This window comes from Streptomyces sp. NPDC104307, from assembly GCF_055584045.1.
The window spans coordinates 67,256-88,230 of the sequence record NZ_JBVJMU010000015.1 but is presented as its reverse complement, the minus strand read 5'-3'; the positions used below and the strand labels follow the sequence as shown (position 1 = coordinate 88,230).

Annotated in this window: 25 protein-coding genes and 1 pseudogene; 7 read left to right on the top strand and 19 right to left on the bottom strand. The window is 72.0% G+C overall.

The genetic code is table 11. The features are described from left to right. Positions 1 to 957 carry a formylglycine-generating enzyme family protein gene (locus ACZ601_RS29780; RefSeq protein ID WP_469543768.1) on the top strand — a complete coding sequence of 319 codons (957 nt, stop codon included), beginning with the start codon at positions 1 to 3 and terminating at the stop codon, positions 955 to 957. Positions 958 to 1,150: 193 nt separating this feature from the next. Here the strand turns inward: ACZ601_RS29780 and ACZ601_RS29775 are convergent, their stop codons facing one another. After that, positions 1,151 to 2,269, bottom strand: coding sequence for a DUF4037 domain-containing protein (locus ACZ601_RS29775; protein WP_469543765.1), 1,119 nt, complete (start codon positions 2,267 to 2,269; stop codon positions 1,151 to 1,153). 177 nt (positions 2,270 to 2,446) lie between these two features. Between ACZ601_RS29775 and ACZ601_RS29770 the strand changes: the two genes are divergently transcribed. From ACZ601_RS29770 to ACZ601_RS29760, 3 genes are all read left to right on the top strand, one after another. Continuing rightward, positions 2,447 to 2,935 (top strand): MarR family winged helix-turn-helix transcriptional regulator, encoded by a 489-nt coding sequence (locus ACZ601_RS29770; protein WP_469543762.1) that lies wholly within the window; start codon positions 2,447 to 2,449, stop codon positions 2,933 to 2,935. A 143-nt stretch (positions 2,936 to 3,078) separates the two neighbouring features. Further along, positions 3,079 to 4,659: an MFS transporter gene (locus tag ACZ601_RS29765; protein ID WP_469543758.1), complete on the top strand. Its 1,581-nt coding sequence runs from the start codon at positions 3,079 to 3,081 to the stop codon at positions 4,657 to 4,659. Between the two features lie 63 nt (positions 4,660 to 4,722). After that, positions 4,723 to 5,241 carry a DUF2199 domain-containing protein gene (locus ACZ601_RS29760; protein ID WP_469543755.1) on the top strand — a complete coding sequence of 173 codons (519 nt, stop codon included), beginning with the start codon at positions 4,723 to 4,725 and terminating at the stop codon, positions 5,239 to 5,241. Between the two features lie 77 nt (positions 5,242 to 5,318). Here the strand turns inward: ACZ601_RS29760 and ACZ601_RS29755 are convergent, their stop codons facing one another. Then, positions 5,319 to 6,002: a TetR/AcrR family transcriptional regulator gene (locus ACZ601_RS29755; RefSeq protein ID WP_469543752.1), complete on the bottom strand. Its 684-nt coding sequence runs from the start codon at positions 6,000 to 6,002 to the stop codon at positions 5,319 to 5,321. Between the two features lie 42 nt (positions 6,003 to 6,044). Continuing rightward, complete coding sequence (locus ACZ601_RS29750; RefSeq protein ID WP_469543749.1) at positions 6,045 to 6,845, bottom strand: TetR/AcrR family transcriptional regulator; 801 nt, start codon at positions 6,843 to 6,845, stop codon at positions 6,045 to 6,047. Between the two features lie 136 nt (positions 6,846 to 6,981). On the opposite strand from ACZ601_RS29750, the gene ACZ601_RS29745 reads away from it, so the two are divergent. Continuing rightward, positions 6,982 to 7,926 (top strand): ATP-binding cassette domain-containing protein, encoded by a 945-nt coding sequence (locus ACZ601_RS29745; RefSeq protein ID WP_469543746.1) that lies wholly within the window; start codon positions 6,982 to 6,984, stop codon positions 7,924 to 7,926. After that, the gene (locus ACZ601_RS29740) at positions 7,919 to 8,695 is read left to right on the top strand and encodes an ABC transporter permease (protein WP_469543743.1); all 777 of its coding nucleotides are present in this window, start codon (positions 7,919 to 7,921) and stop codon (positions 8,693 to 8,695) included. Before ACZ601_RS29745 ends, ACZ601_RS29740 begins: the two co-directional genes overlap by 8 nt. 33 nt (positions 8,696 to 8,728) lie before the next feature. On the opposite strand, the gene ACZ601_RS29735 is transcribed toward ACZ601_RS29740, so the two are convergent. From ACZ601_RS29735 to ACZ601_RS29690, 10 genes and pseudogenes are all read right to left on the bottom strand, one after another. Further along, positions 8,729 to 8,938 (bottom strand): hypothetical protein, encoded by a 210-nt coding sequence (locus ACZ601_RS29735; protein ID WP_469543740.1) that lies wholly within the window; start codon positions 8,936 to 8,938, stop codon positions 8,729 to 8,731. A 43-nt stretch (positions 8,939 to 8,981) separates the two neighbouring features. Next, a complete protein-coding gene (locus ACZ601_RS29730) occupies positions 8,982 to 9,245 on the bottom strand; it encodes a DUF7848 domain-containing protein (RefSeq protein ID WP_469543737.1) in 264 nt (87 codons plus the stop codon). Further along, positions 9,242 to 9,559: a hypothetical protein gene (locus tag ACZ601_RS29725; protein ID WP_469543734.1), complete on the bottom strand. Its 318-nt coding sequence runs from the start codon at positions 9,557 to 9,559 to the stop codon at positions 9,242 to 9,244. Before ACZ601_RS29725 ends, ACZ601_RS29730 begins: the two co-directional genes overlap by 4 nt. Before the next feature lie 354 nt (positions 9,560 to 9,913). Beyond that, positions 9,914 to 10,711 (bottom strand): transcriptional regulator, encoded by a 798-nt coding sequence (locus tag ACZ601_RS29720; RefSeq protein ID WP_469544043.1) that lies wholly within the window; start codon positions 10,709 to 10,711, stop codon positions 9,914 to 9,916. A gap of 198 nt (positions 10,712 to 10,909) precedes the next feature. Next, a pseudogene (locus tag ACZ601_RS29715) lies at positions 10,910 to 11,101 on the bottom strand (helix-turn-helix domain-containing protein); the annotation flags it as partial. Between the two features lie 100 nt (positions 11,102 to 11,201). Continuing rightward, on the bottom strand, positions 11,202 to 11,843 hold the full coding sequence (locus tag ACZ601_RS29710) for an HAD family hydrolase (protein ID WP_469543731.1): 642 nt from the start codon (positions 11,841 to 11,843) through the stop codon (positions 11,202 to 11,204). Between the two features lie 39 nt (positions 11,844 to 11,882). Beyond that, complete coding sequence (locus ACZ601_RS29705; RefSeq protein WP_469543728.1) at positions 11,883 to 12,428, bottom strand: GNAT family N-acetyltransferase; 546 nt, start codon at positions 12,426 to 12,428, stop codon at positions 11,883 to 11,885. Between the two features lie 33 nt (positions 12,429 to 12,461). After that, positions 12,462 to 13,715: a GNAT family N-acetyltransferase gene (locus ACZ601_RS29700; protein ID WP_469543725.1), complete on the bottom strand. Its 1,254-nt coding sequence runs from the start codon at positions 13,713 to 13,715 to the stop codon at positions 12,462 to 12,464. Between the two features lie 142 nt (positions 13,716 to 13,857). Continuing rightward, positions 13,858 to 14,853 carry an asparaginase gene (locus ACZ601_RS29695; RefSeq protein WP_469543722.1) on the bottom strand — a complete coding sequence of 332 codons (996 nt, stop codon included), beginning with the start codon at positions 14,851 to 14,853 and terminating at the stop codon, positions 13,858 to 13,860. A 46-nt stretch (positions 14,854 to 14,899) separates the two neighbouring features. Next, on the bottom strand, positions 14,900 to 15,523 hold the full coding sequence (locus tag ACZ601_RS29690) for an RsiG family protein (RefSeq protein ID WP_440578367.1): 624 nt from the start codon (positions 15,521 to 15,523) through the stop codon (positions 14,900 to 14,902). Positions 15,524 to 15,637: 114 nt separating this feature from the next. Between ACZ601_RS29690 and dtd the strand changes: the two genes are divergently transcribed. Further along, entirely contained in the window at positions 15,638 to 16,087 is a 450-nt protein-coding gene (dtd, locus tag ACZ601_RS29685) for a D-aminoacyl-tRNA deacylase (RefSeq protein ID WP_440578368.1), read from the top strand. Positions 16,088 to 16,135: 48 nt separating this feature from the next. Here the strand turns inward: dtd and ygfZ are convergent, their stop codons facing one another. The 6 genes from ygfZ to ACZ601_RS29655 all read right to left on the bottom strand — a co-directional run bounded on the left by ygfZ (position 16,136) and on the right by ACZ601_RS29655 (position 20,926). Further along, complete coding sequence (ygfZ, locus tag ACZ601_RS29680) at positions 16,136 to 17,104, bottom strand: CAF17-like 4Fe-4S cluster assembly/insertion protein YgfZ (protein WP_440578369.1); 969 nt, start codon at positions 17,102 to 17,104, stop codon at positions 16,136 to 16,138. A 24-nt stretch (positions 17,105 to 17,128) separates the two neighbouring features. Next, positions 17,129 to 17,617 (bottom strand): Fur family transcriptional regulator, encoded by a 489-nt coding sequence (locus ACZ601_RS29675; RefSeq protein ID WP_469543716.1) that lies wholly within the window; start codon positions 17,615 to 17,617, stop codon positions 17,129 to 17,131. A 39-nt stretch (positions 17,618 to 17,656) separates the two neighbouring features. Continuing rightward, the gene (locus ACZ601_RS29670) at positions 17,657 to 18,229 is read right to left on the bottom strand and encodes a heme-binding beta-barrel domain-containing protein (protein ID WP_440578371.1); all 573 of its coding nucleotides are present in this window, start codon (positions 18,227 to 18,229) and stop codon (positions 17,657 to 17,659) included. 263 nt (positions 18,230 to 18,492) lie between these two features. Next, positions 18,493 to 19,377 (bottom strand): hypothetical protein, encoded by an 885-nt coding sequence (locus ACZ601_RS29665; RefSeq protein ID WP_469543712.1) that lies wholly within the window; start codon positions 19,375 to 19,377, stop codon positions 18,493 to 18,495. After that, positions 19,374 to 20,195: a hypothetical protein gene (locus ACZ601_RS29660; RefSeq protein WP_469543708.1), complete on the bottom strand. Its 822-nt coding sequence runs from the start codon at positions 20,193 to 20,195 to the stop codon at positions 19,374 to 19,376. The genes ACZ601_RS29665 and ACZ601_RS29660 overlap by 4 nt, the downstream gene beginning before the upstream one ends. Further along, on the bottom strand, positions 20,192 to 20,926 hold the full coding sequence (locus ACZ601_RS29655) for a hypothetical protein (RefSeq protein WP_469543705.1): 735 nt from the start codon (positions 20,924 to 20,926) through the stop codon (positions 20,192 to 20,194). Before ACZ601_RS29655 ends, ACZ601_RS29660 begins: the two co-directional genes overlap by 4 nt. Positions 20,927 to 20,975: the final 49 nt, after the last annotated feature.

The window sequence follows — 20,975 nt, the reverse complement described above, 5'->3', positions numbered from 1 at the left end:
ATGAGCAACCGCACCGACGCCCCCAAGAGCTGCTGCGCCCCGTCCCGGGACCGGGCCGCCGGCGCCGAGCCCGTCCTGAGTACCGGTCCCGTCGCCCGTCGTACGCCGGAGGCGGCGTACGACGGGCGCTTCGAGCTGCCCGGCGGCACGTTCCGCATGGGCAGCGAGGACGCCGACGTCAACGCGGGCGACGGCGAGGGCCCCGTGCGCGAGGTGAGCGTCGCGGCGTTCGCCATCGACGCGTACGCCGTCACGAATGACCGTTTTGCCGCGTTCGTCGCGGCGACCGGCTACCGCACCGAGGCGGAGCAGTTCGGCTGGAGCTACGTCTTCGCTAAGTTCCTGCCCGGCCATCTGCGCAAGATCTCGCCCCGCCCGCAGCAGACGCCCTGGTGGTGCGGGGTGGGCGGCGCCCGCTGGGACGTCCCCGAAGGACCGGGCAGCCATGTACGCGACCGGGGCGACCACCCGGTCGTCCACGTCACCTGGCGCGACGCGGTCGCCTATTGCCAGTGGGCCGGCGCCCGGCTCCCGACCGAGGCCGAGTGGGAGTACGCCGCCCGGGGCGGGCTCGACCAGGCCCGCTACCCCTGGGGCGACGAACTCACGCCGGACGGCGAACACCGCTGCAACATCTGGCAGGGCTCCTTCCCCAGCCGCAACACCGAAGAGGACGGCTACGCGGGTACGGCTCCCGTCCACGCCTACGCACCCAACGGATTCGGCCTCTACAACACGGCCGGCAACGTATGGGAGTGGTCCGCCGACCCCTGGCAGCCCGGCACCCCGGACCGCCGCACCATGCGCGGCGGCTCCTACCTGTGCCACGACTCGTACTGCAACCGCTACCGGGTCGCCGCCCGCACCTCCAACACCGTGGACAGCTCCGCCGGCAACATCGGCTTCCGGGCCGTCTGGTCACCACGGGCCGACCTCACCACGGGCCAGGCCCTGTAGGCCAGGAGCCGCCGATCGTGTCACCGTGTGTCAGGACGTAGCGTGTCGGCCGTCGCCCGGAGCGCCGGCCCCGACTCAGCCGCCGCCGTTGTGGGCGCGGGCGTCCCGGGGAGCGTCCCGGCCCCCGCGATCACGACCGCCGCGCCCATCACCAGCGAGCCGTTCGTGCCGCCCGGGGCGACGGGACACGCCTTCACCCGAGGGCCGTGGCCGCCTCCGCCGCCGCCCGGAGCGCGTCCCCGTCCGCCCCCGTCAACAGGTCCGTGCTGTCCGCCCATTGGTCCACGGACCCGGTCAGCGGCCGGCCGCGCAGCTCCGGGTCCGTGACCGAGGCGGCGAGCGGGCGGGCGAAGCGTTCGGCGTGCAGGACGAGGAACGGCCTGCCGTGGTACGGGCGCGGGGACGGGTCCACCGGGTCGACGAGGCCGCTCTCGTTCTGGCGGATCGCGACCGCCCGGTACGCGTCGCAGAGGTGCCGTTCCCGTTCCGGGTGACCGGTCGCCGCCAGCGCACCGCGCAGAGACGGCAACAGCCTTTCGGCCGCGTCCAGTTGGGCGAAGGCGCTGCCGAGCCATTTGGTGTACGGCGCGTACCGCCGCTCCAGGAGCAGGCTGAGGCGCATGAGGTCGCGCACCTGCCGGGCCGCGACCACGGCGGAGCCGAGTTCGTCACCGACCTCGGCGCAGCGTCCGACGAACGCCTCCTCCTGGGAGATCCGCTGCCACTGGCAGGCCAGCAGGTACCGCCACACCTGTTCGGGGTACCGGGCCAGCCGCCGCCGTGCGGTGGTGAGGAGTCCGGGGCCGTCGTGGAACACCGCGCCGCCGGTGATCCCGGCGAGCCGCTGCTGGGGCATCGCGAGCCAGTCCCGTACGGACGGTTCGGCGGCCGACGCGTCGAAGCCGGCCTCCCGGGTCAGCCAGCCGGCGATGTCGTGGGCGGCCACGCGGTGGTTGACCGGTCCGTCGGTCGCCGCCATGTGCCCGACCGGGTCGAGCGGGTCGTCGGCGGGGCGGAAGTGGGTGGGCCAGCCGCGGATCTCCTTGGGCAGCCGGTCCGCCAGGAGCCGCCTGATCGTGTCGCCGTGTGCCGCGACGTCGTCCGCCGTGAGGAAGAGGTCCAGCCGCGGGCCCCAGTCGTGGTCGGCGGAGCGGGCCGTGTCGAAGCCGAGCACCTCGGAGCCCGGCCCGATCCGCGCGGCGGCGTACGGCAGTCCGGGAAAGGCGGCGTCCAGGACCGGCCGCACCGCCTCCTCGTAAAGGATCCGGGAGAGCTCCAGACCGGGCAGGAAGGCGGCTTCGGTGGGCGACATACGGACACTCTGCGGGGACGGAATCGGATCGGCCAGCGAAATTACCCCCGGCGGGCCGGGGCATGCGGGGCCGGTCGGGCCAGCCGGGACGGCCGGGCCAGCCGGGACGGCCGGGCCATGCAGGGACGGTCCGCTTGCGGACAATCCGCCACAGACCGAATTGTTACCCTGGCAGACATGACCGCCATGGCACCCACGCGCACCGCACCGGACCTTTCCTACCTCCTCGACCACACCAGCCACGTCCTGCGGACCCAGATGTCGGCGGCGCTCGCCGAGATCGGGCTCACGGCACGGATGCACTGCGTCCTGGTCCACGCCCTGGAGGAGGAGCGCACCCAGATCCAGCTCGCCGAGATCGGCGACATGGACAAGACCACGATGGTGGTAACGGTGGACGCCCTGGAGAGCGCGGGCCTCGCCGAGCGCCGGCCCTCCAGCCGGGACCGCCGGGCGCGGATCATCGCCGTCACCGAGAAGGGCGCGACGCTCGCCGGCCGGAGCCAGGAGATCGTCGACCGGGTGCACCGGGGCGCCCTGGCCGGACTGGACCGCGGCGACCGGGAGACGCTGCTGCGCGCCCTGGAGCAGCTGACGGGCGACCGCCTCGCCACCCCGGCCGAGACCCCGGCGACGGCCCGCCGCGCCCGCCAGAGCCAGAAGTAACCCCAGCCCACGCCCGCGCCAACACCCCCACCCGCACCCCCACCCACCCCGCGAGATGCGCGAAAACAGAACCGAAAGAAATAGTCCGTAACAAAACCATCTGCTAGCGTCTCTCTTGTCGACCCGACCGACAGGAGAGTCCGATGTCCGCACCCCTGCCTGCCCAGCCACCCGCCCGCACATCAGTCCCCGCGCCCACCCCCGGCCCCGCCCCCGCAACCGCCCGTTCGCGGCGGCTCGCCCTCGGCGTGATCGCCGCGGGCCTGCTGATGACCGTGCTCGACGGCTCGATCGTGACCGTCGCCATGCCCGCCATCCAGAACGACCTCGGGTTCTCACCCGCGGGCCTCAGCTGGGTCGTGAACGCCTACCTGATCGCCTTCGGCGGACTGTTGCTGCTCGCCGGCCGGCTCGGTGACCTCATCGGCCGCAGGCGGATGTTCCTGACCGGCACCGCCGTCTTCACCGCCTCCTCGGTACTGGCGGGCGCGGCCGGCTCCCCCGCGCTGCTGATCACCGCCCGCTTCCTCCAGGGCGCGGGCAGCGCCATGGCCTCCGCGGTCGGCCTGGGCATCCTCGTCACGCTGTTCACCGAGAGCCGTGAACGCACCAGGGCCATCGCGGTGTTCAGCTTCACCGGAGCGGCTGGCGCGTCGATCGGGCAGGTGCTCGGCGGGGTCCTCACCGACGCCGTCGGCTGGCACTGGATCTTCCTCATCAACCTGCCGATCGGGGTCGCGGCCCTCCTCGTCGCGGTGCGCGTGCTGCCCGCCGACCGAGGGCCAGGGCTGCGCGCCGGGGCCGACGTCACCGGTGCCGCCCTGGTCACCTCCGGGGTGATGCTGGGCATCTACTCGGTCGTCGAGGTCGGGACGTACGGGTGGCTGTCGGCGCACACGCTCGGCCTCGGCGCGCTCGCCCTCGCGCTGCTCGCCGGGTTCGTCGTCCGGCAGGCCACGGCCAGGACGCCGCTGCTGCCGCTGCGCGTCCTGCGGTCGCGGAGCGTCGCCGGCGCCAATCTGGTCCAGATGCTCATGGTGGCCGCGCTGTTCTCGTTCCAGATTCTGGTCGCGCTGTACCTCCAGCGGGTGCTCGGCCACGGCGCCGCCGCCACCGGTCTCGCGATGCTGCCCGCCGCCGCCGTCATCGGAGCCGTGTCACTCGGCGCCTCGGCCCGGCTGAGCGCGCGGTTCGGTGAGCGCAACGTCCTGCTCCTGGGGCTCGCCCTGCTGATCGCCCTGCTCGGCATGCTCACCCGGCTCCCCGCCCACGGGCACTACACCACCGACCTGCTGCCGCTGATGTTCCTCGCCGCGGGCTTCGGCCTCGCCCTCCCGGCGCTCACCGCGCTCGGCATGTCAGGGGCGGGCGAGGAGGACGCCGGGCTCGTGTCGGGGCTGTTCAACACCACCCAGCAGATCGGCATGGCGACGGGCGTCGCCGTCCTCTCCACCCTGGCGGCCTCCCGCACCGACACGCTGCTCTCCGGGGGCAGTGACCGGCCCGAGGCGCTGACCGGCGGCTACCACCTGGCGTTCGCGGTCGGCGGCGGGCTCCTCACGGCCGCCTTCGTCGTCGCACTCACGGTCCTGGGCCGAACGCGGCCCAGCACTCCCACCCGCCCCGGCACTTCCACTCGCCCCGGCAATCCCAGCCGCTCAGGCCGGCCGGAGCTCGGGGCGGCTCACCGGACCGAAGCCGCAGAGGCGGTCCGGTCCGCATAGCCGTCAGCGGGCGCCGGGCAGCGGGTGGGCCCCGGTGCCCCTTCCGGCCATAGGATCCCGCCCATGGCACCCGACCCCGGCTACACCTGCTCCCGCTGCGGCGGACACCACTCGGAACTCCCGATGGGGTACTCGACCATGGCCCCCGACGTCTGGGACGCGAGCCTGGAGAGCGACCCGGACAGCATGCTCTCGACGGACCAGTGCATCGTCAGACACGAGCACTACTTCATCAAGGGCCTGATCGAGATACCCGTGGCGGGCAGCCAGGAACCGTTCTCCTGGGGCGTCTGGGTGTCACTGAGCCGGGAGAACTTCGGCCGCGCCCTCGACGTGTGGGAGACCCCGGGCCGGGAGTCGGAGAAGCCGTACTTCGGCTGGCTGACCACCGAGCTGGGGCTCTACTCCCCCCGTACGACCAACCTCAGGACCAACGCCCACACCCGCGAGATCGGCCGGCGCCCGCTCATCGAGCTGGAGCCCACCGGCCATCCGCTGGCGGTGGAGCAGCGCAGCGGAATCACGTTCGACCGAGTACGGGAGATAGCCGAAGCGGTGCAGCACGCCGAGGACAACGGCTAACGCCTGCCCGATCCCCGATCCCAGCACGCCGAGGACAACCGCTAACGCGTGCCCGGTCAGCACGCCGAGGACAACGGCTAACGCGTGCCCGGTCCCAGCCCCGACCGCAGCTGTACGAACCCCAGCTCCGCCGCCTCGACCGCGTCCCCGTACACCTCGTCCGCGCTCTGCCCCGCGCTGATCCGGCGCCAGTTGTCCAGGGCCAGGATGCGCAGGACCGCGATGATCTGGCCCGCCGCCAGCCGGTCCGCCGCCGCGTCTCCCAGGGCGCGGGCGAGCGCCGCCTCCGAGCGGCCCTGGTACGCGTAGAGCCTGGCCACCAGGGACGGAGTCCCGTACAGCAGCCGGTGGAACGCCAGCACCTCGGGCACGTCGCACAGGCCGGTGACCGGATCGCGCCGCTCCAGGCCCTCCAGGAAGTGGCGGCGCAGCGCGTCGAGCGGGGATTCGCCGGCCGCGCGGGCGGCGACCACCCGGGCCGACTCGTCCTCGTGATCGGCGAACCGGTGCAGGGCCAGGTCCTCCTTGGACGGGAAGTACCGGAACAGCGTCGGCTTGGAGATGTCCGCGGCGGCCGCGACCTCCGCCACCGAGACCTTGTCGAAGCCGCGCTCCAGGAACATGGCGATCGCGGCGTCGGACACGGCCTGGTACGTCAGCTGCTTCTTGCGCTCACGCAGGCTCATCGGCGCGTTCGGCCCACGGGGCGTGCCCTCGTCCGCCACCGTGCCGGACCTGGGCTTCTCTCCGCTCATGACCATGCAGCGTACGCCCTTGGCCGCAACCGGATCTGACGTCCACCGCTATGCCCCGCCGCCGCCCTCCCGGCCCTCCTCGCGTGCCCGTTGGCGGATCAGCGCCTCGATCCCGTCCAGCACCCGTTCGATGCCGAACCGGAACTCGTAGTCGGGCTCGTCCGGGACCCACATCACGTCGGTGGCCATCAGCCGGGAGAGCGCGGGGTGGCGTTCGGGGTCGACGAGCCGGGTCAGCGTACGGGCGTAGCCCTCCATGACCTCCAACGCCGGTACACCGCGGGCCTCGACGGCGGCGTCCAGATCGCCCATCAGCAGCGCCTCGTTCCGCACGAAACCGCTGACCAGAAGGATGACGGAGACGGCGTCGCCCGGCCCCAGACCGCTGCCTTCGAGGGCCTGGAGGCCCTGCTCCCACCAGGCGACGGAGTGCGGGCTCGCGGGCGGTCCGGCGATGGGGATGCGGAGCATCCAGAGGTTGCGGTGGTAGACCCCGCGCTGCGCCCAGGCCCACTGGGAGAGCGCCTCCCGCCAGCCGGCCCCCTCCTCCAGGGCGGGCAGCGGGGGCGGCGGGCCCATGGCCGCCTCCTGCATCAGCACGTAGAGCTCGTCCTTGGCGGCCACATACCGGTACAGCGACATCGTCGAGGCGCCCAGGTCTTTGGCGACCCGCCCCATGGACACCCCGCCGAGCCCTTCGGACGCCGCCACCGCGACCGCCGCGTCCACGATGCGCTCCAGGCTCAGTCCGGGTTTGGGCCCCTTCACCGGGCGCGCCCGCAGCCCCCAGGCGGCCTCGATGCTGGCCGGCAGGCCCGTACCGCCCCGCGAGCCGTTCTCTTCCGTCACCTGAAACCGCCTTCCCTTGACGGCCATCCTAGTTATGCGTAACCCTTACACAGTAACGCGTACGCCATACGCAGAGAGTGCACGGAAAGGCGCACCCATGCCACCAGCCACACGCACACCACCAACCCCGGCCGCCATGATCGAGACCCACGGCCTGACGAAGTCGTACGGGGCATGCGCACCGCCCGTCCTGGACGGCATCGACCTGCGCGTCGAGCGCGCCACCGTCTTCGCGCTGCTCGGCCCGAACGGTGCGGGCAAGACCACCGCCGTACGCATCCTGGCCACGCTCACCACCCCCGACAGCGGCACGGCCCGCGTCGCCGGGTACGACGTCGTGGCAGAGCGCGGCCGGGTCCGCCGCGCGATCAGCCTCACCGGGCAGAACGCCGCCGTCGACGAGACGCAGACCGGCGAGGAGAACCTGCGCATGATGGCCAGGCTCACCAGCCGCTCCCGGGCGGACGCGCGCCACCGGGCCGCCGAACTCCTCGAACGCTTCGACCTCACCGCAGCGGCCCGCCGCACCGTCCGCACGTACTCCGGCGGCATGCGGCGCAGGCTCGACCTGGCGGCCGGCCTGGTCGGCAGCCCGCAGCCGGAGGTCTTCTTCCTGGACGAGCCGACGACCGGCCTCGACCCGCGCAGCCGCCAGGAGCTCTGGCAGGTGGTCCGCGAACTCGCCGCCGAGGGCGCCACGGTCCTGCTCACCACCCAGTACCTGGAGGAGGCCGACCGGCTGGCCGACCGGATCGCCGTCCTCGACCGGGGCCGGAAGGCCGCCGAGGGCACGGCGGCCTCACTGAAGTCACGCGTCGGCGGACACCGCCTCGACCTGGTCATGGCCGATCGCGCGAGCTACCTCCGGCTCACCCACCGCGCCGTGCACCACTCCCCCGCGACCCTCACCCTCGGGCTCCCCACGGACGGCTCGGCGGCCCAGGTACGGGCACTCCTCGACGAGATCGACCCGAGCCGCACGGAGGTCGAGCGGTTCACCGTGCACAGCACCACGCTCGACGACGTCTTCCTGGCCCTGACCGCGACGGACCCGAAGGAGGCACCGCCCGCCCATGTCTGAAAACCACCCCGGCACACTCGCTCCGGCCGGCACGATGGCCGCCCGTTCCCTGCGCATCAGCAGACGCAACACCGACGCCCTGGTCACCTCACTGATGCTGCCGGTCATGCTGATGCTGATCTTCGTCTACTTCTTCGGCGGCGCGATCGACACCGGAATCCCGCACACCGCGTACGTCACCTACGTCGTCCCCGGTGTGCTGCTGCTGTGCGCCGGCTTCGGTGCCGCCACCACCGCGGTGGCCGTCAGCGAGGACATGAAGGGCGGCATCATCGACCGCTTCCGCACCCTCGACATCGGCGGTGCGGCGATCCTGGCCGGCCACGTCGCCGCGAGCACGGCCCGCAACCTGGTCTCCACCGTCCTGGTCCTGGGCATCGCCCTCCTGATCGGCTTCCGCCTCACGGCCACCGCCACCGGCTGGCTCCTCGCCCTCACCGTCCTGATCGCGTACCTCGTCGCCCTGTCCTGGCTGTCGGCCGCGATCGGCCTGCTCGCCAGAACCCCGGAGGCGGCCGGCGGATTCACCTTCCTGATGCTGTTCCTGCCCTACCCGAGCAGCGCCTTCGTCCCGGTCGACTCCATGCCGACCTGGCTCCACGGCTTCGCCGAACACCAGCCCGTCACCCCGGCCATCGAAGCCCTCCGCGGCCTCCTGCTGGACCAGCCGGTGGGCAACTCCCCCTGGATCGCGCTGACCTGGGCGGGCGGCATCCTGACGGTGGCGATGGCACTGTCGGGGGCGCTTTTCAGGGTGCGGACGCGGTGAGGACGGAGCCGTCCGCAGCCGCTCACCGAGCGCCTACGAGCGGGAGTCCGGCGCCGGCATGCCGAGCTCATGGCTCTCGTCGAGTTTCCGCCGGAACGCCAGCCGCCTCCGGGTGCGGGGCAGGCACTCCGGGGTTCGCGGCGGATGGGCGTACGAGTCCCGTCGGGCGGCTGACATGGAGTCGCCGTACGCGACCACCACGTACGCGCCTGTGATCGTCCGGTCGCAGTCGACGCAGATCATGACCGCACCCCGTCCCCCGAGGCGGTGATCGCGAGCGCCTCCGTCACGGTGCCTCCTGGTGAAGCGGGTTCCCCGGAGCGGGGGTGACGCGGAGGAACGACGTGATGATCGCGCGGTATCCGCGATGGTCAGGGTTGCGGCCGGTATGACGCAGCGCCCAGCACTCGGGCGGTGTCCGCTGATCGTGCCCCTCGGACCGCTCCAGGCACGTCGTGCACTCCACCTCGTACACAGGACCCGAGGCGCCAGGGGTTCGGTCCACGTTGACCGTCCAGTCCGCGAATCGGATGACTGACCGGATCGTCATACGAGTCGCCCCGCCCTCGGGCCGAGCATGAGCGCCGTCGACGCGGCCAGGGCTGCGCACAGCTGTACGGGGTCGATGCCGACGCGGTCACATGTCGGCGGGCGGAGCCAGTGCAGACCGGTGTTCGTGGCGTTCAGCGGCGGCACCGTGACGTAAGTAGTGGCCCCGCAGGGGACGGTACCCTGCACCTCCCAGCCCGCGGTCGCGCCTGCCGTGGTCAGGAAGTACAGGGTGCGGGACCACGAGTCGCTGATCACCGCACCGCAGGCGCCGCTCAACGCATCGACGGCCGGACGGCCGAGACTGAACGGCACACGTACCGCGTCCCAATGTTCGCCGGCCCCGACTACCCGCGCAGTGCCGTCCGGCGGGAGCCATGGCAGAACGGGGCCCGGCGTGGTGCCGGAATGGCAGCTGCAGGTGACGATCGGCCGGAGGCGGTCCCGACCAGTCAGCGTCATCGTTCCGGCGGCACGCACCGTCGCGGCCACCGCTCCGCGGGAGCACACCTCGCCGTGCACCCGGACGAGACTGCATGGCTCCTCGACGGGATTGGAGGGCCTTGCTACTGACTCGCTCATGGCTGATCCCATCTGCCCGCTGGTTCGACAGGGCAGATCATGGGCCGCAGCGCGAGGGCAAAGTACCCCAGCCAGGGGTACGTCCAGTCAGCCCGCGTGACACCACTCCGCGAAGTTCGTCAGCGTCTCGAAGTCTGCGCGTTTCAGTCGGCGCAGCGTCGCGGCGTCCTCCCGCACCCATGGATGCTCGCGGGTGTGCTGCGGTGCGATCCGGCGGGCGGCCTTCAACGACTGGAAGCTGTCATCCATGAGCCCGCAACACAGCTGCGCGCGGGCAAGCTCGATGTAGAAGCCGGAGCGCCGCTCGGCAGGCAGCCCGAGCGGCGGGTTCCACTCACGGGCCACATCCACGGCATGCTGCGCGCGGTCGTCTCCGAGACTGACTGCGACGCTGACCTTGTGTACGCGGACGCTGTCCGGCCCGAACGCGGTTCCTTGGTAGACGCCTTCAGGAACGCGGTCTCCCAGCGCGCATGCTTCGGCCAGGTGCGCGTCGGCAGCGTCGGCACACCCGGCTCGCCCTGCGATGACAGCGGCCCGCATATGAAGTGCCCCGCGGGCGGCAATCGTCTCGGGGCTGACAGGCCCGGGACAGGTATCGATGGCCTGCTCCAGTGCACGAAGCCCTGGGGCATGAGCTCGGGCGGCGAAGAACGTCTCTGTACGGACGTAGCTCACTACGGCCGACAGCAGCGGGTCCTCAGCCCCGGGCGCCGCCCAGCGCATCAGTTCGACGAGGCGTGCGGACAGGTCGTGCGCCCCGTACTTGTACGCAACCGAGTCCGCACACCGGTACGCCGTCACAAGGAGCGTTGCGAGCTCGGCGCTGCCTGCGGATCGTGACATCTGCGCAGCCCTTGCGAGCTCGGCCAGCAGGTCGGGCATCGTCCGGACGATCTGGAGGTACTGCGAGGACAAGCGCCACGCGGTGGCTCCAGCGACCGCGGACCGAAGCTCGGAGAGCGGCCGGACGGGCCCGTCCTCCGGTACGTCGTAGGCGGCGATGGCCGCTGACAGACCTGGGAGCGCCTCTCGAACGCGAGTGGAAGCATGCTCTCGGTCTGCGACGAGACGGGACGGGTCCACGCCAAGCGCTCCGGCGATGGCATCAAGGGTGCTGCCGGTTACGCCACGATCTCCACGCTCGATCTTGCGGATGGTGCCGAGTGCGACGTTCGCGCGGTGGGCGAGTTGCTGCTGGGTCAGCCTCGGGCGAGCGACACTGCGGTAGTACGCAACGCGGCGGCCTGCAGAAGCGGGCTGGGGCGGCGGCATAGTGCTCCGTTCGACGCGTCCGCTCGAACCGTACCGGGCAATCACTCCCTGGGTACGCGAACGGCGCCACCTCACCCCCCGGGGTACCGCTACTTTGCCGTCACGGCCTGACGATCCCGACCAAATCCATGAGGGAGTTGATCGACCAGTCCGCCTCGGCGCGCACTGCCGGGTCGTCTGCCCACCAGTGCCCCCACGGGCCACGCCGAATGTGGGCCGTCAGCAGCCCCGCCGCCTTGGCCGGGAAGACATCGTTGGCGGGATGGTCGCCCACGTACAGGGTCGCCTGCGGGCTCGCCCCGGACACTTCCAGGACGCGGGCGAAGAATGCCGGGGAGGGCTTGGCGACGCCCCACTCGCCGGACATGACCACGAGGTCTGCGGGGAGATCGAGCGCGCGCAGCAGGGTGGCTGCCTTCTGTGTCTGATTTCCGGCCACGACCACGCGGACACCGAGCTCGCGCAGCGCCGCGAGGGCCGGGCGGACATCGTCGTAAAGGTCGCGCTCGTCGAGCATTTCGCCCCGCCCGGCGGCCTCACGGACGTCGTACTCGGCGGCGATGTCGATGCCCGGTCGCAGTAGTCGCACAGCATCCGCGTTGTCACGCCCCTGGACCACCACGGCTCCGACCAGCGCACTGAGCGTGTGGGGCTGCACGTCGAGCCAGTCTGCCCAGGCGGCCCAGTAGCGGTCATCGGCGGTCAGGGTCTCGCCGACGTCGAAGACGATGGTCTCAATCACTGTTCCGACCCTACGCGGGGGCACAGACCGGAGCCCGCCTCACCACGGCATCGGCCCCCTGTCCGTCGCCAGGCGGGCATGGAGCTCCACGTCGAAGCGGACACCGTCGTACGCGAGCTTCTGCCGTTGCCGTCCCTCCACCGCGAAGCCGGCCGCGCGAGCCACTCCGCAGGAGGCGGGATTGTTCACCCGGTGCCCGAGCTCCAGCCGGAAGAGTCCGGCATCGTCGAAAGCCCACTGGGCCAGGGCACGGCAGGCGCGGAAGGCAACGCCTCGGCCTCGGGCCGGTGATGCCGTCCAGTAGGACACCCACCCCGTGCCGTGACGCCGGTCCACCGGGCCGACGCACACCTGGCCGAGAACGAGACCACCGCCGTCGACGACGGCGAAGGAGTGGGCGGAGCCGGCGGCCCACTGATCACCACGAGCCGCCACCCACCGCTCGGCGGACCGGACCGAGTCGACCGGCTCGCCGGACTGACTCCGCATGAGCGGATCCGCGAACGCGGCCATCACCGCCGGGACGTCCTCGGCCCTCCATCTCCGCAGCACCAGGCCGGCGGAGGCGTCTACACGATCGCGCATGTCACGCGGCCGACCGCAGTGGGACGACGCACCCTAGAACACATCCGGGCACCAGGCCCGCCGCCCCGCCCGGAACACCCCGTCCGCCAGCGCCGCCGCGCCCGGGGTCAGTTCCTCGATCCGGTCCAGCGCCGCCAGCCGCAGGGCCGACTCGTCGCCCAGGTAGAGCGTTCCCAGCTCCCGCACGTCCAGCGCGAGATCCGCGCTGCGCGTCGTCGGGGTGCAGGTGGCGCCGGACGGCGAGGCGTCCAGGTGGAAGCGGCCGGCGGTGAGGCCGGTGGTGTCGTGGACGTCCAGGACCAGGGAGCCGGGGACCGCGTAGGTACGGGCCTCCAGCGCGCGTACGACGTCCAGGAGGCGCACCCACAGGAAGTCCGCATGCGTCACCACACGGGCCGCGCGCGGGTCCGGGAGGAGCAGCGGGAGGAGGTCGTCGGGGGCGCGGTTGCCGGTGCGGATCGTGGTGACCCAGTCGACCGAGCAGAGGAAGTGCCACAGCGCCCGCTGCGCCGCCGGGGTCGTCGCGATCATGCTGCGCACCGTCGCCCGGTTCTGGGGCTGCTTGGCGTCGCCCCAGTGGTCGTCGGCGCGGTAGACGAGGAGACCGTCCACGGTGCCTTCCGCGTCGCGGTGGATGGCGTAGAACGGCTCGGTCCAGGGGTCGTTGGGGAACAGCGCGTTCCCGGTCGACAGGTCCCACCAGCGGTCGTTACGGCTCACCGCCCCGTGCTGCCGGGCCCGCAGCCGGTCGTGGAGGGCCGGGCCCAGCTTGCGCACCTCCGGCGCGTCCACCAGGTCGATCCGGCCGCCGTCCGCGGCCGACGTCCCGGACAGCCGGGGGTCGAGGCCCGCCCGGGGTATGTCGATCTCCCACTCGGTGGTCCAGGCCGCGGGGCCGAAGCCGTACCGCCCGTAGATCGGGTACTCGGCGGCGATCAGGGTCGCAGCCACGTCGCCGCGCTCCCTGGCCGCCGCCAGGTCCTTCGCCATCAGCCGGGTGAGCAGCCCTCGGCGGCGGTGGGTGGGCGTCACGGTGACGTTGGTGACCGCGTCGGTGGGCACCGTCGCGCCGCCGACGACCGTCAGCTCCTGCGCGAACGAACGGAACGTCGCCACGCACCGCCCGGCGTCGAACACCCCCTGGACGCGGGCCAGATCCATATGGGGCAGCCTTCCGGCCACCTCCTCGTCCGAGGGGGTCGGCGCGCGCAGGAAACCGGTGTTCAAGGCACGCAGCCAGTCGGCGAACTCGGACTCGGTGACGGTACGGGCCTCAAGGCTGTTCATACGCTCCACGCTAGACACGGCCGTTCGGGATGTCGCCCGCTTTTCCCGGTGCGCGGGACGGGACCTTTCCCGGTGCGCGGAACGGGACCTTTTCCCGGTGCGCGGGACGGGACAGGGGCCGGGACAGGGCGGCCGGGACGGCTCAGAACGCCGCCCGGATCTCGCCCACCTCCACGGCGCCGCCCAGCAGCGGCGCCCGTCCGATCCGCGACACCACCGGGGCGTCCACCCCGAGCAGGCCCAGCGCGCGGGCCAGCACCGGGCCCAGCGCCCGGGTCGAGCCGTCGTCGATCTTGAAGGCCAGCGCCCTGCCGTCCGCGAGGGCCACCGCCTGGACCGCCTCCGCGCCCATCTTGGACAGCGTGCCGGGCAGCTCGCGCATCAGCCAGGTGTCGGGGCGGCGGGTGCCCGCCACGTACTCCGGGTGCGCCCGCATCGCGTCCGCCACCCGGCGCTCCGCCGTACCCGGGGCCGCCGTGACGAACGTACGGAACGCCCGCGCGAGGCCCACCAGCGAGATCGCCATCAGCGGCGCTCCGCAGCCGTCCGTACCGACCGAGGCGACCGGTTCGCCCGCCGCCTCCTCGACCACCTGGAGCACGAGCTGCTGGAGCGGGTGCGCCGGGTCGAGATAGGTGGCCGGGTCCCAGCCGTTGCGCAGGCACACCGCGAGCATCGCCGCGTGCTTGCCGGAGCAGTTCATGGTGATCCGCTCCCGGACGTGGCCCGCGGCGAGGTACGCCTCCGCCTCGACCGGGTCCAGCGGCAGGTCCGGCGGGGTCTGGAGATCGTCGGGCGACAGCCCGTGCTCGGCGAGCATCTCGCGCACGAGAGCGAGGTGGAAGCCCTCGCCCGAGTGGCTCGCGGCGGCCAGCGCCAGCCGCTGCCCCGACAGGTCGAGCCCGGCCCGCAGCACCGCCGCGGCCTGCATCGGCTTGTTCGAGGAGCGCGGGAAGACCGGCGCCGCCGGATCGCCCAGGGTCAGCTCGACGCTGCCGTCGGCGGCCAGGACGACCAGTGAGCCGCGGTGGTGGCCCTCGATGAAACCGGACCGCACGATCTCGGCCAGCACCGGTGGTGCGGGCACCGGTCCGGGTATGGCGTCGGAGCTGGCGGACGGGGCTGCGCTGGAGGTCATGATGGCCTTCCGGGGACGGGCGGGACCCGCCCCCGGAGGGGTTGCCTCAGGCGAGCAGGTCGTCTACTTGTGCTTCCCCGTCACGGTACCTGCGGGCGATCTCCGCGCTGCAGTCGTCCGCCGTGCGCTGGAGCCGGTGGCGGCGCCGCGACACCTGCTGCTCGTAGCGGACCAGGCGGCCCATCGCGGTGTGCAGCTCTTCGTCCGTACGGGCGTCGAGGTCGGACAGCTCGACCTCCGCGAGCGTCTCGGCCGCCAGCTGCCGGTACTCGTCGCTGCGCGGGGTGCTCAGCGTGACGTGCCGGGCCGAGGAGCGGTGCAGCGACGGGGGGTCCGCGAGGATCTCGGAGAGCCGGTCCACCACCGGCGACTCGGGGTCCCGGCGCCGGGCCAGCTCGGCCCGCAGGATGTCCACGCGCCCCTGGACCAGCCGCCGCACATAGCTCAGGTCGGCCTCGTCGCTCTGCGAATCGCGGCGCAGCGTGCGCAGCTCAGGCAGTCGCAGGGCGCCCAGTTCGGGCTGGGTCGCGGCCGGGCCGTCGTCGGAGCCCTGCCCGGTCCGCTGCACAGGCGGGCGCATGGTGCTCGTGCTCGTACCCGCACTGCTGTTGACGCCGGCACGCGTGACCGGCACGGTACCCGGGGACTGCCCGGTTCCATGGGTGCTCATGCTTGTCCATCCCCTCGACCGGTGCGTCGGCACACCGCCTCCGTGCATCGTGCCACTCCGAGGGTGCCGGTGGAGGTGCTCTGTACCCGTTCAGCCCAAGATAGGTTGGTCTGTATGCGTGCAGTGGTACAGAGGGTGGACGGCGCGACCGTCACAGTGGCCGACGCCGACGGCGAGGGCAGCGGCCCCGCGGTGGTCGGTGAGATCATCGGCGAGGGCCTGTGTGTGCTGGTCGGGGTCACTCACGGGGACACCCCGGAGAAGGCGGCACAGCTCGCCCGGAAGCTCTGGTCGGTCCGCATCCTGGAGGGCGAGAAGTCCTGCTCCGATGTGAATGCACCGCTTCTGGTGATTTCGCAGTTCACTCTCTACGGGGACGCCCGCAAGGGCCGCCGGCCCACCTGGAACGCCGCCGCGCCCGGCTCCACCGCCGAGCCGCTGGTCGACGAGGTGGTGGCGCAGCTGCGGGCGCTGGGGGCGCGGGTGGAGACGGGCCGGTTCGGGGCGGACATGCGGGTCTCGCTCACCAACCACGGCCCGTTCACCCTCGTCGTCGAGGTCTGACGCGCAACCACTCCGTACGGGCCCCAGGGAATGTCTTGAAGACAGCCCTCAGGGCTCGACGACCGTCTCCTGCGCGGCGGCCGTGTTCTCCCCCGCCAGCAGCTCCGCGTCCACCGGCACGTTCCGCTTCACCAGGGCCAGGGCGATCGGCCCCAGCTCGTGGTGGCGGGCGGAGCTGGTGATGAAGCCGAGCTGACGGCCCTCGGCCCCGTCGGAGGCGAGCCGGACCGGGGTGCCGTGCCCGGGGAGCAGCACCTCGCTGCCGTCCAGGTGCAGGAAGACCAGCCGGCGGGGCGGCTTGCCCAGGTTCTGCACCCGGGCCACGGTCTCCTGGCCCCGGTAGCAGCCCTTCTGGAGGTGGACGGCGCTGCCGATCAGGCCCAGCTCGTGCGGGATGGTGCGGTGGTCGGTCTCGAAACCGAGGCGCGGGCGGTGGCCCTCCACGCGCAGCGCCTCGTAGGCCAGCACCCCGACGGCCGGCCCATGCTCCGCCGCGTACGCCTCCAGACCGGCACGCGGCAGGAACAGATCACGGCCGTACGGCGTCTCGCGCACGGCGGCGCCCTCCGGCGCCGGGGCGATGGAACCGGCCGGCAGGTACACGACCGCGAAGTCCTCGGTACGGTCCGCGACCTCGACGCGGTAGAAGAACTTCATCGACTCCAGATAGGCGATCAGCTCGCCCTGGGTGCCCGGCTCGACGTGCATCCACACGGTCTCGCCGTCGTCGACGAGGTACATGGCGTGCTCGATGTGCCCGTTCGCCGTGAGGATCAGCGAATCGGTGGCCTGACCGGGCGCGAGGTCGGTGACGTGCTGGGTGATCAGCAGGTGCAGCCAGGCCAGCCGGTCGCTCCCGGTGACGGTGACCACTCCGCGGTGCGAGAGGTCGACGAGGCCGGAGCCGTCGGCGAGGGCACGCTGCTCGCGGAACAGGTCACCGTAGTGCGCGGCGACACCTTCGTCGCAGCCCTCGGCGGGGACGGCACCGGGCAGGGACAGCAGGGGGCTCTTCATGCGACCAGCGTACGACTCGGACCCTCAGGCCGGATTCGAGGACCGCCCGGCGGGATCCGCGGACCGCTCGGCCGGATCCACGGGCCGCTCGGCCGCCTTCGCCGAGCAGTCCGCGCAGCGGCCGAAGATCGCGAAGTGCTTCATGTCCGTCTCGAACCCGAACGCTCCGCGCAGCTTCTCGGTGAACTCAGCGACGACGCCGACATCGGCCTCGATGACGTCTCCGCAGTCCCGGCAGACGAGGTGGATGTGGTGGTGCCGGTCGGCCAGGTGGTACGTCGGTGCGCCGTGGCCCAGGTGGGCGTGGCTGACCAGGCCGAGCTCCTCCAGGAGCTCCAGGGTCCGGTAGACGGTCGAGATGTTCACGCCGGAGGCCGTCCGGCGGACCTCGGAGAGGATCTCGTCGGGCGTCGCGTGCTCCAGCGCGTCCACGGCTTCCAGCACAAGCTGCCGCTGCGGCGTCAGCCGGTAGCCGCGCTGCCGAAGATCGGTCTTCCAGTCGGTGCTCACCACAGACCCCAGTGTAGGTCCGGGCCCACCGCCGGAGCCCGGCTACTTGAAGAACGCGATCCCGTCGTCCGGCAGGTCACCGAGGCTCTTCGCCATCGCGGCGACCTCTTCGGGGGTGACGACCTTCTTGAGGTGCGCCGACATGTACGGCCGCAGCTCCACCTCGGGCGTGGACTTCTCACCGACCCACATCAGGTCGCTCTTCACATAGCCGTAGAGCCGCTTGCCACCGTTGTACGGGCCGGAGGCCGCGGTCCGGGCCACCGCGTCGGTGACCAGGTCGATCTGCGGCTTCTGGTGGGCCAGCTCGCCGTACCAGATCTCGATGACGCCCTGGTCGCGGACCATCACGACCTCGACCTTGCGGTCCTTGTCGATGCGCCAGTAGCCGGACTCCGACTCCAGCGGCCGGACCTTCTCGCCCTCGGCGTCGAGCACCCAGGTGTGCGAGACGTACTCCAGGAAGTCCCGGCCGTCGTGGCTGAAGGTCACTTCCTGGCCGAAGTTGCACTTCTCGGCACCGGGGAAGTCGGACACGCCCGCGCCCGCCCAGTTGCCCAGGAGGAAGGCCAGCGGGACGAGGTCCGGGTGGAGGTCGGACGGAATCTCGATCATGAGCGGCTCAGACGATCTGTGAGGCGGGCGGAACGGGGAGGACGCGCGTGGAGCCGAGGGGTCAGCGCTGACCCTGGTACAGCTTCTTCACGGTCAGACCGGCGAAGGCGAGGGTGCCGACACAGACCAGGACCAGCAGGGTGGTGAAGAATGCCTCAAGCACGGGAGCTCCTTGAACGAGCGGTATGGCAGCAGTACGGGCCGGGTCCCAGCCTAATGGGTGGAGGCCCGGCCCGTCGGTTCGGGGTTTGCCGCGGAGCGGCTCAGCCCAGCAGCTGGTTCTGCAGGATCACCGTCTGATGGAAGGGAACGCGCGGCGTGCCCCCGGCGCCCCGGCGGGACTGGACGATCAGCGCGACGGTGTCACCGGCGACCAGATACGCCTGCCTGACCTGTGCGGCGCCGAAGGGCTTCGGCTCCACGGCCAGATAGGACGCGGTGTGCTCCACCTTCCCGCCGCCCGACCAGCTCTCGTCCAGCTCCACCTGAGCCGCGCCGGCCGGCAGGTCCCCCGCCGTCGCGGTGCCGCCGTAGCGCTCGTCGTGGAACGCCTCGGCATAGCCCGCCGAGTTGAACTGCAGCAGATAGATCCGGCTCGACGTGCCGTCCGGCATGGTCCAGCCACGCGCCGCGATGTGCCGGAGAGGGGACTCCTTCAGCTCGGCGGCGATATCGGCTCGGGAGCTCTGCTCGTACTCGGAGACGAACCGTTCCGTGCTGATCCAGCCGCCCGTCAGCTTCTTGTCCGCCGTTGCTCCGGCCGGGGCGGGCAGCAGCAGCCTGCGCAGGTCCGCGTGGTGGACCTCTGCGGTGTTGCCCTCGGTGAACGGGCGGGGCGCGCCGGGCGGGAGCGCGGGCAGGCTCAACCGGGGAAACGCCCAGCGCCCGTCGCTCCTGGTGGCCAGCCCCGGCACGTCGGTGCGCTCCTTCGAGGTGATGGCGTACGCCGAGCCCGCGCCCAGCCCGCCGAGCACCAGCGCCGCGACGGTCCACCGGGCCACGGCCCGCAGCACCCGGCGCGGTGGCCGGGACGTCGGGGGCAGCGGCGGCGCGGGCGGCAGCGGCGGCATGGGCGGAGCCGCCGCGGCGTCGGGAGCTCCGCCGGCAGGAGCTTCGGCTTCGGCTTCGGCGGCGGTCTGCTCGGTCATACGTACTCCCCCGGGGACTTGATGTGGTCCAGCTGGTCCCTCACCAGTCCGGCGACAAGTGACTTGCGGACGGGCCTGGGACCCGAGGCCGAGAAGCTGAGGACCATCTCGCCGTCGTACGCCATGCAGACCATGCTCTCGATCTTGTGCTCGCTGTCCTTGGGCTGGAGGAAGCACTTGGCGTTCTTCTTGTGGCCGTTGACCGAGGGCCCGTCCCGGAAGACGCCGATGGCGTCGAAGAGCCTGGTCCGAAAGTCGTAGAGGTCCCGGACGGCCTTCTTGTCCTCCATCCGCACCAGTTCGGTCCTGAAGATCAGGTCGTTCCCGTCCGAGACGTAGGTCCGGACGGCGAGGCCCTGGACGTGGAGCTTGTCGATCCGCTTCTCCAGCTCCCGCCGCTGCTTCCCGGCGAGGCCGCGGTTTCCGGCCTTCATCTCGGCGGCGGCCTCGGGGCCGCTGACCTCGCTGTCGTTGCCGTGGACCCCCTCGTCCGGGCCGAGCCGGTACCCGTCGGGGACCGGCATCAGCAGCTTGCTGAGTTCGGTGGACGCCCGGCCCAGGGAGACATCGCCCGCCGGATCCTTGCCGGTGGTGTCGTGCGGGGACCCGGCCCACAGCTCGGTCGTCACCGTGCGGTCGGCGTTGTCGACGGTGTTCTTCGTGTAGACAGCCGCGGTGGAGACGGCCCCGAGTACCAGCACGACCAGGCCTGTGGCCAGGAGCGCGCGGCGCTTCCCGCCCTTCCGGGCGGGCGCGGGAGCGGTGGCGGGACCGGGCTCGGGCAGCGGTGCGGGTGTGATGGTGTCGTCGTCGTTCACAGGCGCTCCAGCTGTCGCTCGGCCAGCGTCCGGATGTCCTTCTTGCTGATCGGCCGGGTGTCGGACAGGTTGATGTCGACCATGACCTCGCCCCGGTCAAAGATCGCCCTGGCCCGGTAGAACGGCAGGTACCCCGGCTTCAGGTCGGCCTTGTAGAGGTAGTAGCGGCCGTTGAGGCTGCCCTTGACGGCGTCGCCGTTGTTGCCCGCGCCGTGATCCTCATCGGGCATGTACACGCGCTGGTCCTCGGCGTGCGCGGCGGCCGGTGTCTCCGTACCGGGCGCGAACTGCACGAGAGCGATGTTCGCCGTGCGGTACTCGCCCTTCCTCCAGGTGGCAGCGGCGATCCGGCGGACGCCGGACTCCAGGAGGCGGCCGAACATGACGTCATCGCGCTCGAAGTCGAGCGCGTAGTCCTCCACCTCGATCCAGCCGTCCTGCACGAACGCGTCCTTGCCCTCGCTCCAGCCCGCCGGCCTCGGAATGAGCAGCTTGCGCAGATCCCCCTCCGTGCGGGCGCGGCGGTCCTGCGCGGCCGGGAGCGGGTCCGGCAGCCGGTCCGGCCGCAGGGCCTTCGCCGGGTACGTCAGGTCCGGCTGCGACAATGCGCCCAGCGGGGTCGGCGCCCGCTCCGCCTGCACGCCGTAGCCGACCGCGGTGCCGCCGGCGATCCCGAGCACCGCGGCGATGGCGACGATCAGGGCCGTACGTCCGCGCGGACGTCGTCGCACCGCACCCGAATCCGGGGCGGGCGTCTCCTCGACGGGCCCTTCCCCAAGG